The sequence below is a fragment of the Paenarthrobacter sp. YJN-5 genome, assembly GCF_015040095.1.
Classification (GTDB): Bacteria; Actinomycetota; Actinomycetes; order Actinomycetales; family Micrococcaceae; genus Arthrobacter; species Arthrobacter ureafaciens.
The window spans coordinates 1,574,962-1,593,022 of sequence record NZ_CP053544.1 but is presented as its reverse complement, the minus strand read 5'-3'; the positions used below and the strand labels follow the sequence as shown (position 1 = coordinate 1,593,022).

The window sequence follows — 18,061 nt, the reverse complement described above, 5'->3', positions numbered from 1 at the left end:
CGCCCCGGAGCCTGTTGGCAAAGCCACTACTTGCCGCGGAACCGCGGTACAGGCCGGAAAAATGGATATGACGAGTAACTCAGTACGCTCTTTTCCACGCAGGTCTCTGGCCAGGACCGGGATAGGCCTCGCTCTGGCCATCGTGGCCGGGACCTTCCTCGTGGGCCCCGTGGAGGCAGTTGAGCCAGGCCCCCGGCCTGCTCCCCCCTCGCAGACCACGGAGTCGGCCGCAGTCAATCGGGAGTATCCGCCCATCGGACCAGGCAGCCCTGAGCAAGCCGCGCCTCGACCGGGAGCAAGCATCGGCGGAGAACCGGCGGCTGCCACCGCCGTCGAACCTTCTGCCGCTGAAGCCCCGGACTCTGCCGCCAGCGGCAAGCGGGACGCGAGGACGCAGGCAGTAAACCCGGGCCAGCCCGGCGGCCCGGTGGACCCTGAAGCCATGAAAGCGGCCATGCGGGCAGCCATTCCCGCCGGAGGCGCGGAGATGGGCCAGCGATCGCCCCGCGTGGCAGCGGCAAAGGAACAGGGCAGCACGTCAACCCCCTCGGGGTCACGGGGAGTCGGCAGCATCGTCCCCATGGCTCCGGATCCCGGACATTGGCGTCCAACGATCGGAGTGCAAGGCCAGGACGTCAGCGCCCACCAAGGCAACGTCAACTGGCAGAGCCAATGGAACATGGGTTCCCGCTGGGCTTACGTCAAAGCTTCAGAAGGCAACTACTACCTCAACGAGAATTACGCACAGCAATACAACGGCTCCCGCAACGTCGGCATGGTCCGGGGCGCCTACCACTTCGCGATCCCCAACTGGTCCTCCGGCGCTGACCAGGCCAGGTACTTCGTGGCGAACGGTGGCGGGTGGACCGCCGACGGTTACACGCTTCCGCCGGTACTGGACATCGAGTACAACCCCTACGCAGGCCGGACCATCAACGGCTTTTACTTCGGCAACACCTGCTATGACATGTCCAAGGCCCAACTCGGACAGTGGGCAGCGGATTTCGGCAACACGGTGAAGGCACTGACAGGACGTTTTCCGGTCATCTACAGCACCACGGACTGGTGGAATACGTGCGTTGGCAATTCCACCTTCGGCAGCTACCCGCTGTGGATTGCCTCCTACTGGTCCAACCCCACCAACTCGCCCGGTTCCATGCCGCTGAGCTGGGGCAATTACACGATGTGGCAATACAGCAGCACCGGGCCTTTCGAGGGCGACTCCAACATCTTCAACGGCAGCTACGATCAACTGCGGACTTTCGCCCGAGGTGTCTCCTACCCGTCCAACCCCGCCATCAAGTCCGGCGCGGACATCCTGACCACAAACGCCTCAGGAAGGCTTGACGCATTCAGGGCAAGCGGTACGGGCAGGATCACCGGCCCGTACACCATTGGGTCGGGATGGTCGGATGCAACAGCCGTATACGTCGTGGACTGGGACCAGGATGGCGTCCAGGACATCTTGTCCCAATGGTCCGACGGGACGTTGAAGGTCTTCCGCGGAGCCCCGGGCGGCGGCTTCTATGGAGCAGTCCAGGTGGGCTCAGGCTGGGAGGAAATGTCACTCACGGTGGGCTGGTGGAACCTGAAGGACCCCTATCCCGGAGTCATCGGCCAAGACTATCTGGGCAACCTCTACCGCTACCCGAACACCCGGGGCGGCGCGCTTGGCAACGGAACGCTGATCGGCACAGGCTTCAGGGGGCACCAACTCAACCAGCTTGATTTCGACGGCGACGGCAGCCAGGACATGGTCACCCGTACTGCCGATGGCGCCCTCCGGCTATACCGATCCAACGGAGTCGGCGGCTTCCTCAATGAAACGGCAAGGGTCGTCGGAAGCGGCTGGTCCGGGATGAGTGCCGTCAGCTCCGCCACCAACTTCAGCGGTGCGGGTTCCCAGGGCCTGCATGCACGTGCCGGCAATGGAGACCTCTATTACTACCCCGTGTCGTCCGGAACGTGGGGCACCCGCAGTCTCATCGGCCTGGGCTGGAACGATGCGAGCCTCATCAGCGGGGCTGCATTGGACGTTGAGACAACTCAGGGCCTCGACGAAGAAGACGTGCTGGCCGTAAGGCCGGACGCCAACCTCTACCGGTTCCAAGGAACCGGCTCCACGGCGCTGTCGCCCCAAGACCTCATAGGGACGGGATGGAGCGGCCTCAAAGCCGGCTTCGTCACCGACTGGAACAAGGACGGGGCATTGGACATCGTGGCGCAGTGGTCCGACGGTCGTTTGACCGTCTATCCGGGACGAAACGGCAGCGGTTTCGGTGACCCGATCTCCCTCGGCAGCAACTGGAAGAACTGGACGTTGACCGTCGGTAGTTGGAAGAAGGCCGATCCCTACCCGGGCATCGTCGGCTACGACGCGACCGGTCGCCTCCACTACTTCAGGAACCCGGGCGGGAAGACTGTGTCCACGGGCGTTTCCATCGGCATCGGCTGGTCAGGCCTGGATATCGCACAGCTGGATTTCGACAAGGACTCCAACGCGGATCTCCTGGCCAAGACCCCCAGCGGGGACCTTAAGCTGTACCGGAGCAACGGCGCCGGTGCCTTCGTTACCGAAGCTCCGCGAGTCGTGGGGACGGGCTGGGACATCATCTCCAGCTACAGCGGGGTCCGCAGCTTTGCCGGCGCCGGTTCAACCGGAATCATCGCCCGCACCACCGACGGCGAACTGCGGTACTACCCCGTCGGAGCCAAAGGTTCCTGGGGAACACCCAGCAGAATCGGCACCGGCTGGAATGGCCTGACGATCTTCTCCGCTGCGGCCAGGTAACACCGCCGCTGCGTGCAGGCCCGTCCCGGGATTAGCTCCAGGGACGGGCCTTTCGCCTTTTAAAGCGGGTCCATCCAAGGGCCCGGTATTAATCTCCTTTCAACCGCCAAATTTCCGGTATTGCGTGGTCTAATAAAGGTGGTCTCACGTTTTGGCTGTTCAGTGCATTCGGGAAACGGGCTTTGTTTGGGGGCAAACGAAGATCATCCCGCAGCGCGCAATCAAGGAGTGATTTTTATGGCGTTTAGGATAGGAACTGCCAGCGCTGACATAACGCCGTCCCTGAGCACCAATCCGTACATGGCGGGATACGGGACAACGGACGGCGGACGGGAAGCCACCAGCAGCTCCCCTTTCGAACCCCTGTACGCACGGGCCATCCTCATCTGGGAAGACACGCACCCGCACATCATCATCAGCCTGGATGTCCTGGCGCTGCCGCGGGCCATGCACCAGCGGATCAGGACCAGGATCCTTGCATTGGCCGACTGGTCCAGCAGCGACATCCTGATCCAGGCCACGCATACCCACAACGGTCCCGCACTGATTGATACCCTGCACCCCTACATGGCTTACGGGTTGTCGGACCTTGGCTTGGTGCGTTCTTACAGCGACGACCTTGAGGACACTATCGTGGACCTCGCGCAGGAAGCCCTGGACGCCGACGAAACGCCAGTGACCTTCGACTACAAGGTCTCCACGCAGAATTTCTCCGCCAACCGCGTGGGCCTCCCCTACACTGAAACGGCAGTGCCGGTCCTCGTCGCCCGGCGTGGGAACGGCACCCCGGCCGCAGTCATTTTCAGCTATGGCTGCCACCCGATCAGCGCCGGCCTGCGTACCCTTTTCGACGGAGATTTTGCAGCGGGAGCCTGCAACTACATCGAGAACCGCAACCCCAACTGCTTCGCCATGTTTATCCAGGGGCCGGCCGGGGACCAGGATCCCGGCGGTGTCCGCAGCTGGGAACTGCGGGACCAGCACGGCGACGCTTTGGGCGCTACCGTCAACTCCGCGATGCAATCGGCAGGCCGGGCCCTCAGCGGTCCCATGGTGACCAGATATCAGGAGGTCCAGCTGCCGCTGGACATCACCGCGACGGCGGGAAACCTGGCAGCAGTCCGGGCCGCCTACGTGGCACGCTTGGGAAATCCGAACGGACAGCCCCAGTGGTATCAGCGCCACGCGCAGGTGATGATCGGCCGCATCGACAGCAACAGCTACAAGACGGCGGTCCCGTCCCCGTTCCAAGTGTGGAAGTTCAACGGTAGCCCGCAGCTGAAGATCGCCATGATCGGCGGCGAACTGGTCAGCGGCTACGCGGCCTATTTCCGAAGCCGGAACGGCGGTACCAACGGAATCATCGTGGGCGGCTATGCCAACGAGTCCTGCTGCTACATCCCCAGCAATGAATTCTTTCCGCCCTTTATGCCCTTGGGCAGCTACGAGGGAGGGTGGGAACCGGACTTTCCTGGAATTGCCGGCGGCTCCATGACCGTTTACGGTCATCTGGCCCATTTCAAGGCAGGAGCCAACGGGGTGGAAACCACCCTCATCAATGCAATGAATTCATTACTGGCCTGAATTCCGGGCAGCCTAAAAGGGCGCGAACCTCGAAAGGGGTCCGCGCCCTTTTTGCGCTGACTGGAATTACCTCTATTTAGCTCCGGCAGCTTTTAGCCACTTGGTAAAGACGGCAGCCTGCGGCGCCAAAGGAGCCAAGGCCAGGGCACCTTTCACTACCGGGACGCCGTAGGCGGACAGTGCCGCATTGAGGGTGCGTGGGTCAGTTCGGGTGCACGCCCGGATGATCCGGAGGCACAACTCTGACTGTTGTCCGGCGGGAGCCCCAGCCGCCACGGCGACGTTGACTGCCGCGGTTTCCTCCGCCGTCAGGACATGGGCCCCAGCACCGACGTAAGCCACCACGCAATCAGTGATGCGCAGGTAACGGGTAGACGCCCACACCTCTTCCAAACTGGAGAACTTGCCGATCAGGCTTCCGTCAGCGGCCGTGCACGTGAACTGGTACCTCACCAGCGGTTCCGGTCTCTCCTTGGCAACTTTGTCATCACCTGCCACGACAGGTGCCATGTCAAGGGCGGAGGTTTGGGACGAATCAATTTTGGTTCCTGAGCAACCGGCCAAAGCAATCGTTGCAACGCCGAGCTGAAGAACACTGCGCCTGCGCATGTCCACCGAGGGATCCCCACTTCATTCGGATGCTCCCCAGCTCCGCATGCATTGGTTATTCGCCCCACGCCGTTTCCGGCTGCGTCTCCCTACATCTTCCCCCAAATTCCGCATTTGTCACTAGTAAAGTTTTGGCCGTCCTCCACCCGCACCCCTTGCGCCGCGTCTGTGGAGCCTCCACTGGCTGCCAATGCGCCGGCGTCTGTCCTCACCGACCACTCGCATTCCCCCGAAGAAGGACCGGGCTTGACCACTTGGTAGGTGCCGGATTGCAGGCCCTCCCCAACACGATGGCTGCCGTCCCCCACACGAGTGCCCTCTGCCCACGCGGCGATGATTTTGCCCTGCGGCGCGTCGGGGCAAAAGTCGGCAGCAGCCTTCAGCGATTCCCTGGAAGCTCCGGCAAAACCGTCGGGTCCGGCTTCGTCGCTGACCCTGGTGCAGAGACCCAGGACCCGCAGCATCACGTTCACTTCGTCCTCTGCGGCGACGTCCCGGGAGGCCATCTGGATTGCTTCGGCTTCACGCTCCGTAGGTTGGAACGGCTTCGGCCCCTGATAAGTGACTTCGCAGGAATCCATACGGGTGTAGTTCGTTGCTGCCCAGACTTCGGCAAGGCTCGACAGTTGAACCTCCGGCGAGGAATCGAGGCTGGTGCAGCGGTACGCGTACCGACCCGGATCATCCTCCCCCGGCCCGGCGTCGCTTCCGTCGCCGTCGGTGGGCGGTACGGACGACGGCGACGATGCGGGCGGCGTCGTCGTCTCCCCTTGGGTGAATCCCGACGGCGTGGGGCTCTCCGATGGCTGCGGCGACGGGACCACACAGCCTGTCAGCAGCAAAAGGGATAGAGCAGTTAGTGGCATGAGCCGGCGCATTGTGACCTCCACCTCCATCGTGCGTGGCGGTACATCGAGGGGTCAAGACGCGGCCGTGACGGGGCTTACCGAAGTCCACAGAAAATGCGGTAGTGACAAATGTGAAAATTGAGTCGAAGATGTACTAAGACGCAGCCGGAAACGGCGTGGGGCGAATAACCAATGCATGCGGAGCTGGGGAGCATCCGAATGAAGTGGGGATCCCTCGGTGGACACGCGCAATCGCAGTGTTCTTCAGCTTGGTTTGGCATGTCTTGCACTCGCCGGTCGCTCAAGAACCTCTCATAAGACCCTCCCGCGCCCTGATCGGGCCAACGCCGGCGACGGACGCCGCCGTCGCAAGCTCACAGCCCTGGTGGCCGCGGCCAGCCTAGCCACGGCGAGCCTCGCCGGCTTGGCGGGGGCGGGACCCGCGGCAGCCGACCAGGCGCGCCAGACCCTGGCAGTAGGCCTCACCAAGGCAGCCGGATCCATCGTCGATCCGGATGGCCGGATCTGGGTCTCCGATGCCAGGGCCGGTTTTTGCCGTGTCACGGAGACTGCCGGCGCTGTTACGGGCGGATTGGAAACCAACACCTGCCTTGGGGGCACCCTGGCCGGAAGTGATGACGGAGCGAAGCTTCCGGGAGCCCCTGCGATGGTGGACCCGACGCCGGGGAATCCGGGCAGCGGTGACGAGATCGCTTTCATTCCTGATGCCGCCGTCGGAAGTTCCGAAGTGGTGCGTGCTTCGTGGAACTCCGGAAGCAGTGTCTTCGAGTACGACAGCCGCCTGACCATTTTCGATGGCGACCTTCGCCCGAATGCTGCCAGCGACGGCCCTGACGGGAATATCTACCTGTCGTTCGCCAACGCCAGGATGATCCTCAAAATCGTGGATCCCACGGCGCTGCATCCGAGTATCGAAAACATAGCCTCCGTTAACTCAAGTGCCTTGGGACTGGCCGCAACGCACCGCAACAGCGCCGGTAACGTCGTGGTCTATGTCGCTGAAACCTCGGGGCTGACGGTCTTCACCGCACCCGATGACGGGGATCTCACCAACTATGTCCCCTCGCCGCTGTACAACGTCGGCAAGCCGACGGCCATCTACTACGACTGGGAGTCACCCCTCGTCCTTTACACCGGTACGGGCGGCGGCACCACAACAGCTGATGCGGGCAAAGACACGATCTCCCGGATCGACCTGAGCACAGACACGGTGGACAACCAGTGGGCTTTGGGCTTCAGCAAGATCGGCGGGCTTCACATTCGTGACGGGAAGCTGCTGGTGATGGAAGACCCCGGCCAGCTGGAGACGGCCAAGCCGACGCAGAAAGGCAGGCTCTTGAGCCTTGGCGGTGTTGTTCCGTCCATCGTCAGCGGTCCGACCGCCGCAAACGGCGGCCAGGCACCGAACCCGGCCTTCACCAACGACTCCACGCCTACCTTCACTGTGGCCTCGACGCCGCCGGGAGGAGCACTGGAATGCAGCCTCCAGTTGAGCACTGCCACCCCGGTCTGGCAGGTTTGCACCAACGGAACGTTTACGCCCTCCACCGCCTTGGCGGCAGGTGCCTACACGTTCTCCGTCCGGGCCGCTCCGTCGGGAACGCCGGTCTCCAGGTCATTCACCATCGACCTGACGGCACCTGCAGCCCCGGTCATTACGTCCCCCGCTGCAGGAGCAACGGTCAATGGATCGCCGGTCCTCGGGGTCACCTCGGAGGCGGACTCAGTCATGGCCTGTTCCATCGATTCCACAACCACGTTCACGCCCTGCGCCAACGCGCAGACGTTGACCCTCTCCACCGCCGGCCAGCACATCATCAGGGTCCGGGCGACGGACAGGGCCGGCAACGTCAGCGCTGATGCCGCTGTGACGGTCACAGCGGACCTGACGGCACCCCAGGTCAGCATCACCTCACCGGCAGAGGGAGCAACGGTGGGCCTCTCGCCGTCGTTCGTCTTTGCCTCCACATCAAGCGACGTGGCAGGCTTCAGGTGCAAGCTGGGATCGAACGCCTTCACGGAGTGCACCTCGCCCAAGACGTACACGGATGTTCCGAGTGGTCCGGCGACGTTCACGGTCGAAGCCCGTGACCAGGCAGGGAACACCTCCACGGCAACCCGAACGGTGACGGTCTTCGCGCCGGATACTGCGGCGCCGGTTGTCACGGTGGACCCCCCGGCAGGAACGTACGGTCCCAACAGGACCATCACCCTGTCGGTCAACGAAGCCGCGAGCATCTACGTCACCACGGACGGAAGCACGCCAACAGCCTCCAGTCCCGTGTACTCAGGACCAATCCCCCTGACCACCATGACCCTGAAGTACTTTGCGCGGGACACGGCAGGCAACTCGTCAGCAGTGGCTACGCAGGCCTACGTCCTGGACAACACTGCTCCGTCGTTGACCATCACCCCGGCTGACGGAGCTTACGCCTCGGGCCAGCTGGTCACCATGACGGCCAGCGAGTCCGGCAGCACCATCTACTACACAACGGATGGGTCCAACCCAGGCACGGCGGCGGGTGGAAGCACCAAGGCCTACGCTGCTCCGTTCGCGATCACCGGGAACACAACGGTCAAAGCCTTGGCAGTGGACGCCTTCGGCAACTCGTCAGCGGTGGCCACCCGGACCTACACGGTCCTCGATACGACGCCTCCCGTGGTGACCGTCAACCCACCTGCCGGAAGCTACCCGGCGAACCAGCAGATCACGTTGACGGCCAACGAAGCAGGATCGAGCATCTACTTCACCACGAACGGCACCAACCCCACGGCAACGGCCGCCAACAAGTACTCCAGCCCCATTACGCTAACGTCGTCGATGACACTGAAGTACTTTGCAGTTGATCCAGCGAACAACAGTTCCGCGATCGTCACCCAGGCCTACACAGTGACCGTGCCTCCCTCCAATACATGGAAGGACTACAACGGCGACGCCAAGAACGACGTCGTGGCACGCGACAATGGCGGCACGCTGTGGCTCTACCCCGGAAACGGCTCCGGCGGTTGGCTCACACAGCGTTCGATCGGGACCGGTTGGAACTCGCTCACATCGATTGTGCCCACCAAGGACTTCAACGGCGACGGCCGAAGCGACATCCTGGCGCGGGATTCCAACGGCGTTCTGTGGCTCTACCCCGGCAACGGCAGCGGCGGTCTGCAGCCACGCGTCCAAGCCGGGACGGCGTGGAACGGAATGACCATGATCATCGCACCCGGTGATTTCAGCGGCGATGGGAAGGCCGACCTGCTGGCGAGGGACTCGTCGGGCATTCTGAGGCTCTACAGGGGGAACGGCACCGGTGGTTTCGGTACCGTCTCGCAGGTGGGCACGGGATGGAACGTCATGTCAGCCATCCTGAGCACGGGTGACTTCAACGGGGACGGCAAAACCGACGTCCTCGCAAGGGATACGTCCGGACTGCTGTGGCTCTACCCGGGCAACGGCACCGGAGGCTGGCTTAGCCGTGTACAAGTGGGAAGCGGTTGGAATTCCATGACGGCGATCCTCGGCCCTGGCGACTTCAACGGGGACGGCAAGAACGACGTCCTGGCCCGTGATTCCGGCGGCAGCCTCTTCCTCTACCCCGGAAACGGAACCTCCGGCTGGCTCTCAAGGAGCCAGGTCGGTTGGGGCTGGGGAGGATTTACTTCCCTTCCATGACGCCCTGGCAGGCAGTCCCCGCCGAACCGTAACCCGGCGGGGACTACCCGGCGGATAGGAAAGGCCCGGACACACACTGTGTCCGGGTCTTTCGCTGTCATGGAGCCTGTTACGGCGTCAGGCACGTTCCTTCATGGGATGCATCGTTGGCCTGTCGGGACTTGCCTGAATGTCCAGTTGCAAGGAAACGAGCAACATCTGGACACCCAGCACAAAAGGCACCACAGCAAGCATCACCGACCCCGCCGTCGGAGAACCGACGCTGGCCGCGAGCACCCAGGCACCGACACCAAGGCCCATGACGATCAGCGCCAGGCCCGCGATGAGAAGCAAGGCAACGGCTGAGAAGGACCACACCATGTACTTCCACCAGACACGGCGCCAGAAGCCGCCGAACAACATGGCAAGAAGTTCGGGAATGACCTTCCGCAGCTTGATGCTGGAAACTTCATTTCCATACACAGCCGGGATGGGAACGTCGACGATCGGGACATCAAGGATGTTGAGGTGGATCAGGAGGTCGTTCTCAAAGCTGTAGCGGGCCGCCACTTTATTCATCGGAAGCCGGCGGAGGACCTCGGTCCGGATAGCCGTGTAACCGTTCTGGGGGTCGAAGATGTGCCAGTACCCCGAAGCCAACTTGGTCATGAAGGACAACACGATGTTGCCGAAGATCCGGTAACCGGGCATTCCGGCAAAGGACTCGCCGGAGAAGAAGCGGTTGGCCTTGGCGAACCCGTAGCCGTCAACCACCGGGTCCAGCAGCTGGGGCAGGTACTCCGGATCCATCTGCGCGTCGCCGGCCATGACCACATTGATGTCCGAGCCCAATTCCATTGCGGCTTTGTGGGCCGTCAGGACAGCCCCGCCGACACCCTGGTTCACTTCATGGCGGATGAGCGTCACGCGTCCGTCATCGGCGCGCCGGGCAGCTCCCGAAGTGTCGTCGGGGCTGCAGTCATCGACAATGACGATGTGATCGACGAAATCCGGCATGGTCTTGATGACCTGCCCGATGTGGTTCTCTTCTTTGTAGGCCGGTACGACCGCGGCTATTCGAACGCCTCGATACATCGCTTATCCTTCGCTGCTCTTTGGTGTGAGGTTCTGTGGTGGTGCGTCGGTTTCGGACACTCCACCGGACTTGTGGCCGGCATCCGGCACAGGCTTCTTGTGCGGAAAGATCCAGTGCTTGTAGATGAAGTAGTTCCAGCCCATGGTCACGGCGGTCGCCACTACTTTACCGATGACGTAGCCGGCTCCCAGGAACTGGAAAAGCTCAACGATTCCCATGACGGCCAGGGTGTTGAAAACCAAGAGGACCGAGTACCGGAGCACCCCGCCCAAGGCCGTCCCGCCCCCGCCGAAGGCGAAATGGCGCTGCAAGAAGTAATTGAAGAAGAAACTTCCCCAGAAACCTGCGCCCGTGGCGAGCCACAGCGGCCAACCGAAGACCTGGAAGCACAGAGCCAGCAGCCCTAGGTCAACCAGGAAGCTGAGCCCGCCGATCAGCAGGAACCGGAACAGGCTGGAGGTGAAGAACTTGGTGATGAAAGCCTTCATTGTCAGCAGATCCTTCCAAGCGGGGCGATGCCGTCAGGGTTCCGGTTCTCAAGGATTCCCGGAACGCCATCGACTTGGACGCGATCCTTGGCGGCCGCATCGAAGGCTTCTTTGCCACCGGGCAGTTGGGCCCAGTCGATCTTGTACAGGGCTGCATTGCCCTCGCGGGCAACAAGCTGCAGGTAGGGAATGGAGTCCGGCTGGGTCAAACCCTCTTTCGGCTCATCCCACGCGCGGATCCGGCCATCGGCAATGTAGACCCATTCGATGCCGAGTTCAGCCGCAGCCTCACGCGCTGCTGCATCCGTGGCCAGCTCCGGGAGCTTCTGCAGCACCAGCAATTGCCGGTTGGTCGGCAAGATCTCGAAGTGCCGGATCATGGGCATCCGGTTTCCGAGGGCGTACATCCACACGGAGCCGTCGCAGGAGTCGTTGAGGACAGTGGCCTCTTCGGGCACGTACTGGTCCATCCTGCTCAACAGATCCACTTCGTCGACGCTCAACGTGGGACCGTCCACCTTGGTGTTGATATTGATGCGTTCGGCATTCTGCTTGAAGTAGGGAATGGCAGCAATACCTGCTGCCAGCAGGACCACCGACGCCGCTGCCACAGCCACAAGGCGACTGGGCCGCCGTCGAACATCATGTCCGGCCTCAGGGGACTGCCGACGGGCGCGGACCCTGCGGACCACCCACTCAGTTGCCTCCGCGGCCTGGGCAACACCCAACCCTGCCAAAGGAACCAGCAGCATGACCAGAATCCCGAAGATCCGCCATTGGTCGTCATAGAACGGCGCCGTCAGGTTCAGGAAGCGGGGGCTCTCGCTACCCATCGTGTAAACCGAAAGGAAAGCGAAAGCAAGAACGGGTCCGAAATACCACCACATGCGGATCCTGAAAACGACCGCAAGGCACCCCAACGCCACCAGTGCAGTCAGGGCGGGCATGGCGATGGAGCCGTGGTGAAGGAAGATGATGTTTTGGATGGCGCCATTACGGTCGGTATCCGGGGCCCACATCATCTTGGAGACGCGTTCGGACTCCTTGAGCATCTGCTGGATGATGGGCAAGCCCAACACAGCAGCCAACACCCCGGCGACGGCCAGGTAGACCGTGATCCCCAGAACCCGGCCCTTTCTCCTGACCAAGGCTGACAAGAACCAGAAAATCAGGAGCGGCAGGACCACGAACGCCAAGGAGGGGTGGACCGCAATGAGGCCTACGGCCCCGAAGGAGATGCCCGGGATCCAGAAGTATCGTCGCTCAAGGGCTCCCTTGATGGCCAGGAACGCGAACGGACCCACCAGGACCATCCCGGCAAAGAAAGGAATCAACGGCCCACGCCACAGGAGGTCATACGGGTAGACGGTGAACCAACCTGACACCGCGCCTGCTGCAGCAACCGCGATCGGCCGCCGGGTCAGCACCATGGTCAGCGCCATGGTGCTCAAAGGCAACTGCACGGCCATCATGACCAGGACGAACACATTGAGGAAGACGGGGAGGCTGACCCCGGTAAACGGCCAAACCAGGGAAAGCAATGCATGGAAAGCTATGGGATAGCTTCGAATCGGAGCCTCCGGTATGGAGGTGTCGTAGTAGGCGAAGTTGCCGGCAATCCCCGGATCCCATTCATGGTTTACCGAAATCAAACGAATCATGTTCGCGTGCCACGGGATGTCCCAGTCCTGGTTGATGCCCAGGAGGCCTTCCGTGCCCACGGTCCAGGAGACCGCCGCAACGGTACCGCCGGCCACGAGTCCGGCCAGCAGGATCCACCAGGCCCCGGCGATGTGGTGCTTCCCGAAGAGCCCGGCGCGACCCGGATCGTGCGTGCCGAACCTTTCCGGGAATCTTCGCTCAAGGAAGATCCGAAGGGCGAAAAGCACGACTGCCAAGAGCAGCAGGACTCCGGCGACGGGCAGGAGCTGCCAGCTCATTCCCAGGGAATGGCCGGTGACGCCAATGACTGTCAGGGCCCCCATTCCAAGCAACGGCGCCACGACAGGCAGGACGGTGCGACGAATTCCCAGTGCTTCACCAAGCAGCCAGCCCGGTCCCCACCACAACACGACAATCAGGAGTACACACAACAGCAGCGGGCCGATACCCATTCCTACGGTCGCCTTTCTTAGATGCTTCCACTAGCCATCCGTTGACAGACGACTTTTGGCGTTGGAGGCCGGTTAGTTACGATCCCTCAGCCAGGCCACGGCCTGGTCCGCTGGACCTTCGAACTGGACGGTACCGGAAGAAAGGACCACTCCCCTGTCACAAATGCGGGAGATCATATCCAGGTCATGGCTCACCACTACCAGTGTGCGGCCCTCATCAGACAACTGCTTGATCTTGGCCAGGCACTTGCGCTGGAAGGGCTCATCACCGACGGCCAGGATTTCGTCCACGAGGAAGATATCCGGCTGGGTGTGCACCGCCACCGCAAACGCGAGGCGGAGGAACATACCCGAGGAGTAGAACTTCACCTCAGTGTCGATGAACTGTTCAATTTCCGAGAACGCCACGATCTCATCGAACTTGGCGTTGATTTCGTCTTCGGTCATCCCAAGGATGGCTGCATTCAGGAACACGTTCTCGCGCCCGGACAAATCAGGGTGGAATCCAGCGCCGACCTCAATGAGGCCCGCGACCCTTCCCTTCGTGCGGACTGTGCCCTTGTCCGGAAGGATGACGCCGGAGATCAGCTTCAGCAGCGTGGACTTGCCTGAACCATTGAACCCCAGCAGGGCCACTGTCTCGCCGGACTGGATCTCGAAGCTGACGTCGTGAAGGGCGTCGAACTTCTTGGAGAGGTCCCCTTTGCGCCCCTTCGCGAGCCACACCAGCGTCTCTTTCATGGAATGCGAGTGCCGCAGGTTGAAGGTTTTCTTCAGGTTCTTGACGATAATTGCGGCGCCCACTCAGACCTCCTGCGCGAAGTGGCCCTCAAGCCGGCGGAACACCAGCTGGCCGATGATAAGGAACAGGGCCGCCATGCCGAGACCGGCGAAGCCGGTCAGCAACAAGTGCGGAGGCAGCTCTACAGGCTTGGTCACCGTCGGGTACCAGAAGGCCCAGTGGAACAGCTCCACGGCCACCGTCACCGGGTTCAGCTGGTAGATCGTCAGCGCCCAGTCAGGAGCCAGACGACGGATCATGGTCCAGTCGTAAAGGACCGGTGAAGTCCACGTAACCACCATCATGAGCATGTCGACGATGTTTTCGGCATCACGGAAGAAGACGTTGATGGCACCCGCCAGCAAGCCAAGGCCGGTAGCCGTGACGGCAACAATCACAAAGCCCAGAGCGGCCCCGAACAGCTGGACCGCGTCGGGTCGCCACCCGTTGAGCAGGGCCGCGGCAAGCAGGACGACCAGCTGAGGCAGGAAGTGCACCGCTGCAACCCACACTGATGCCACCGGGAAAAGCTCCCGGGGAAGGTAGATCTTCTTCACCAACGGCGCGTTCCACACGATTGAACGCGTTGCGTTGGAGAAGGCCTCCGTGAAGAAGTTGACCACAATCACGCCGGAGAACATATACAGGGCATAGTTCGGGATCTGGTCGCCCACCCGGAGAACGATGCCCAATGCCAGGAAGAGCACCACGTACTGCACGAGTGGCTTGACGTAGGACCAGGCCAACCCGAGTACAGAGCCCCGGTATCGGACCCGGAGTTCCTTGCGGACAATCAGTTTGAGGAGGTACCGGCGCCGGAAAACGTCCAGCAGCCCGGCACCAACCCCGGGAACAGCATATGTATCAGTCGAGTCGGCCATTGCTACTGTTTGGGCTCCGAAGCTTCAAATGTTTCACGCCAGGAATCCATGGAGGTGATCTCCGGCAAGGCGTCGCGGTACTGGGCACGAAGCGTTTCCCAATTGGAGAAGAGCTGCGCGTGCAACTGTGCCGTTTCGGCAAGCATCTTGCGAACGAGCTTCGGATCGCGCCGGTACCAGGATGCGCCTGTTCCATCGGCGTTTGAGACCACTGCGCTGTCCAGGTGCGCCAGGCTCCACCATTTGCCGTCCTGGTGTGCGACATGTGCCTCAGGATTGCTGTGTGCCGATTCACGCACCGGTGCAATGGTCTGCTTCAGGACAGTCTTTACAGCCCATGGAAGGAGGCCAAGGGCACCGGGCTGCTTGTACGTCTGGGGTTTCTTGGGCGGGCGCTTCCTGAAGACCTCCGGGAATGCACCGGGATCGGTCTTGACCTGCGAGTCGACGAAGTCTTCACGCATCGTCCTGAGCTTGGGCATGGTGGTGGGCAACTGCTCATGCAGTTTGGACGGGCCCTCAAGAACATCGCGCAGGGCCATGAGGCGGGCCTGCTCGGGGTAGTACTGCATGGACACAAGATGCTTGATGTCTGTGTTCAGGCTTTCCCGGAAGATCCTTCCACCCTTGGGGAAAGGAGAGTGCAGCAGTGCGGCGATCAATCGGTTCCGCTCGTGGTAGTAGGCCTGCCAGTCAACGGAGTCGTCCTTGTCTGCCCAGGAGACGTGCCACACGGCAGCACCGGGAAGCGTGACGGTGGGGTATCCAGCGGCACGGGCACGCAGCGAATATTCGGCGTCGTCCCACTTGATGAATACCGGCAGCGAGAGGCCGATCTTCTCCACGACCGCCTTGGGGATGAGGCACATCCACCAGCCGTTGTAGTCCGCGTCCCACCTGCGGTGCAGGAGCGGCGTCGAGCGGAGCCCTTCAGCCGAGAAATCATGGTTGCCCAGGCCTTCCACAGGTCCCCAGAGGAACCTGTAGAAGTTCACTACCTCGGCGTACGCGTGCAGGACGGACTTGTTGTACATGTCGAACATGTGGCCGCCCACAATCGTGGGCTTGCGGCAAAGGTCCGCGAAGGCGACCGCGCGCATGACGCCTTCGGTTTCCAGTTCAATGTCATCGTCGAGGAGCATGACGTAATCGCTCTTGTCCGAGACGAGCATCTCGTACATGTTGCGGGCAAAGCCGCCGGAACCGCCCAAGTTGCCTTGGTTGATGATGCGCAACTGGTCACCCATCGAGGCTGCCACGGAGTCGAAGCCATCCTCGTCGGCAACCTTCTTGTTGCCCTGGTCCACGATGATCAGCTCAGCGAGGATCCCGCGCAAGCCCGAATCGGCGTCAATCGCCTTGATGGTTTCCAAGCAGTAATCGGCACGGTTGAAGGTAGTCACGCCGAGCGTGACCTTACCCTGCGGCCGGCCTTCGGAAGCAACGGCCCAGTGGGCTTTCTTGAGTGTCATCCCGTCGCCGCCGGCAATCAGGTCGAACCAGTACCAGCCACCGTCACCGAACGGTGCGAGGGTCAACTCAAAGTCGTTCGACGCGTTGCCCTCCACCAGGATCGAATCAACGCGCTGGGCAGCACCCCTGGCGTTGGAACGGTAGACGATGACTGTGCCTTCGCCTTCGGTCTCAATGTGGAGCACGGTTTTGGTGGCTATGGTCCACTTGCGCCAGTAGCTGGCCGGGAAGGCATTGAAGTAGGAGCCGAAGGAGAGTCGCTCGCCCCTGCGGACCTGAACTGAGCCGCGGTCCAGGATGTCTTCCGGGTGCAGTTTGCGGGCCATGCCCACGGCCTGCACGACGGCTGCACCGTTTTCCTCCTGCTTCCGGATCTTATTGGTATCCGGGTCCACGTACAGCGGCAAGGTATCGAGGTCGCGGTTAGCAGGAAAAACCACCCGCTGGACGATGCGAAGATCGCTCTCCCGGGGTGCTGCTTCAGCCTCGGCTTGCGTCGCCGTCATGTTCGTCTCCTGGCTTTCGTTCGTCGTGGCGGTCATGCGTCCACTCCACCGCTTTCCAACTTTGCGCCGCCGCTGAAGTGCGGCTTGATCTTGTTGTCGAACATGGACAGGGCCGAGCCGATGGCCATGTGCATGTCCAGATACTTGTACGTGCCCAGGCGGCCGCCGAACAGCACTGACTTCTCGCCGCGCGCCAAGTCGCGGTAGGCCAGCAGTTTGCTGCGGTCATCGGAAGTGTTTACCGGGTAGTACGGCTCGTCGCCCTTCTCCGCAAACCGGGAGAACTCGCGCATGATGACGGTGGCGTCCTTGGTGTAGTCACGCTCCGGGTGGAAGTGACGGAACTCGTGGATGCGGGTGTAGGGAACATCGGCGTCGGGGTAGTTCATGACGGCACAACCCTGGAAGTCCTCAATCGGGAGGACTTCTTCTTCGAGGTCGATAGTGCGCCAGGAAAGATCACCTTCGGCATAGTCGAAGTAACGGTCCACGGGGCCGGTGTAGATGACCGGTACCTGTCCCAGCACGGACGAGCGGCCGAACTCTCCGTCATCGAAGAAGTCCGTATTCAGGATGACCTCGATATTCGGGTGGTCCGCCATTCGTTCGATCCACGCCGTGTAGCCATCCACGGGAAGGCCCTCGTAGGCGTCGTTGAAGTACCGGTTGTCGTAGTTGTAGCGCACGGGCAGCCGGGAAATGATTTCAGCCGGCAGGTCCTTCGGATCCGTCTGCCACTGCTTGCCCGTGTAGTGCTTGATGAACGCCTCATAGAGCGGGCGTCCAATCAACTGGATTCCCTTGTCGTTCAAGTTCTGCGGATCGGTGCCTGCGAGTTCGCCGGCCTGTTCCGTGATCAGGTCCCTGGCCTCGGCCGGGCTCATCGCCGAGCGGAAGAACTGGTTGATCGTGCCGAGGTTGATCGGCATGGGGTACACCTCGCCCTTGTGGCTGGTGTAGACCTTGTGCTGGTATTTCGTGAACTTGGTGAACTGGTTCACGTAGTTCCAAACGCGCTCATTCGACGTGTGGAAGAGGTGCGCCCCGTAGCGGTGGACCTCAATTCCTGTCTTGGCTTCGTTCTCGCTGTAGGCGTTTCCTCCAATATGGTGGCGGCGATCAAGAACCGCGACCTTCAGCCCCAACTCGGTAGCGGCGCGTTCTGCAATGGTCAGGCCAAAGAAACCCGAGCCGACGACGACGAGATCAGCGTTCACAAACTCTCC

Annotated in this window: 12 protein-coding genes; 3 read left to right on the top strand and 9 right to left on the bottom strand. The window is 61.9% G+C overall.

What is annotated here, in order from left to right; translation table 11 throughout:
- Window positions 1–67 precede the first annotated feature (67 nt).
- Window positions 68–2,791 carry a GH25 family lysozyme gene (locus HMI59_RS07465; RefSeq protein ID WP_308292707.1) on the top strand — a complete coding sequence of 908 codons (2,724 nt, stop codon included), beginning with the start codon at window positions 68–70 and terminating at the stop codon, window positions 2,789–2,791.
- Between the two features lie 237 nt (window positions 2,792–3,028).
- Window positions 3,029–4,375, top strand: a complete 1,347-nt coding sequence (locus tag HMI59_RS07460; RefSeq protein ID WP_021471894.1) for a neutral/alkaline non-lysosomal ceramidase N-terminal domain-containing protein — start codon at window positions 3,029–3,031, stop codon at window positions 4,373–4,375.
- A 72-nt stretch (window positions 4,376–4,447) separates the two neighbouring features.
- Here the strand turns inward: HMI59_RS07460 and HMI59_RS07455 are convergent, their stop codons facing one another.
- Both HMI59_RS07455 and HMI59_RS07450 read right to left on the bottom strand, forming a co-directional pair.
- A complete protein-coding gene (locus HMI59_RS07455; RefSeq protein ID WP_227471568.1) occupies window positions 4,448–4,873 on the bottom strand; it encodes a hypothetical protein in 426 nt (141 codons plus the stop codon).
- 200 nt (window positions 4,874–5,073) lie between these two features.
- On the bottom strand, window positions 5,074–5,850 hold the full coding sequence (locus HMI59_RS07450; RefSeq protein ID WP_156783978.1) for a hypothetical protein: 777 nt from the start codon (window positions 5,848–5,850) through the stop codon (window positions 5,074–5,076).
- Window positions 5,851–6,070: 220 nt separating this feature from the next.
- Here HMI59_RS07450 and HMI59_RS07445 point away from each other — a divergent pair, with 220 nt between their 5' ends.
- Complete coding sequence (locus HMI59_RS07445) at window positions 6,071–9,517, top strand: chitobiase/beta-hexosaminidase C-terminal domain-containing protein (protein WP_227471567.1); 3,447 nt, start codon at window positions 6,071–6,073, stop codon at window positions 9,515–9,517.
- A 117-nt stretch (window positions 9,518–9,634) separates the two neighbouring features.
- On the opposite strand, the gene HMI59_RS07440 is transcribed toward HMI59_RS07445, so the two are convergent.
- The 7 genes from HMI59_RS07440 to glf form a co-directional block, all read right to left on the bottom strand.
- Entirely contained in the window at window positions 9,635–10,591 is a 957-nt protein-coding gene (locus HMI59_RS07440) for a glycosyltransferase family 2 protein (protein ID WP_021471890.1), read from the bottom strand.
- 3 nt (window positions 10,592–10,594) lie between these two features.
- The gene (locus HMI59_RS07435) at window positions 10,595–11,080 is read right to left on the bottom strand and encodes a GtrA family protein (protein ID WP_062097249.1); all 486 of its coding nucleotides are present in this window, start codon (window positions 11,078–11,080) and stop codon (window positions 10,595–10,597) included.
- A 2-nt stretch (window positions 11,081–11,082) separates the two neighbouring features.
- A complete protein-coding gene (locus HMI59_RS07430; RefSeq protein ID WP_193593246.1) occupies window positions 11,083–13,194 on the bottom strand; it encodes a DUF6541 family protein in 2,112 nt (703 codons plus the stop codon).
- Window positions 13,195–13,266: 72 nt separating this feature from the next.
- Complete coding sequence (locus tag HMI59_RS07425; protein ID WP_021471887.1) at window positions 13,267–13,998, bottom strand: ABC transporter ATP-binding protein; 732 nt, start codon at window positions 13,996–13,998, stop codon at window positions 13,267–13,269.
- A complete protein-coding gene (locus HMI59_RS07420; protein WP_021471886.1) occupies window positions 13,999–14,856 on the bottom strand; it encodes an ABC transporter permease in 858 nt (285 codons plus the stop codon).
- Between the two features lie 2 nt (window positions 14,857–14,858).
- Complete coding sequence (locus HMI59_RS07415) at window positions 14,859–16,871, bottom strand: glycosyltransferase (RefSeq protein ID WP_021471885.1); 2,013 nt, start codon at window positions 16,869–16,871, stop codon at window positions 14,859–14,861.
- The gene (gene glf / locus HMI59_RS07410; RefSeq protein WP_021471884.1) at window positions 16,868–18,052 is read right to left on the bottom strand and encodes a UDP-galactopyranose mutase; all 1,185 of its coding nucleotides are present in this window, start codon (window positions 18,050–18,052) and stop codon (window positions 16,868–16,870) included. Before glf ends, HMI59_RS07415 begins: the two co-directional genes overlap by 4 nt.
- Window positions 18,053–18,061 lie beyond the last annotated feature (9 nt).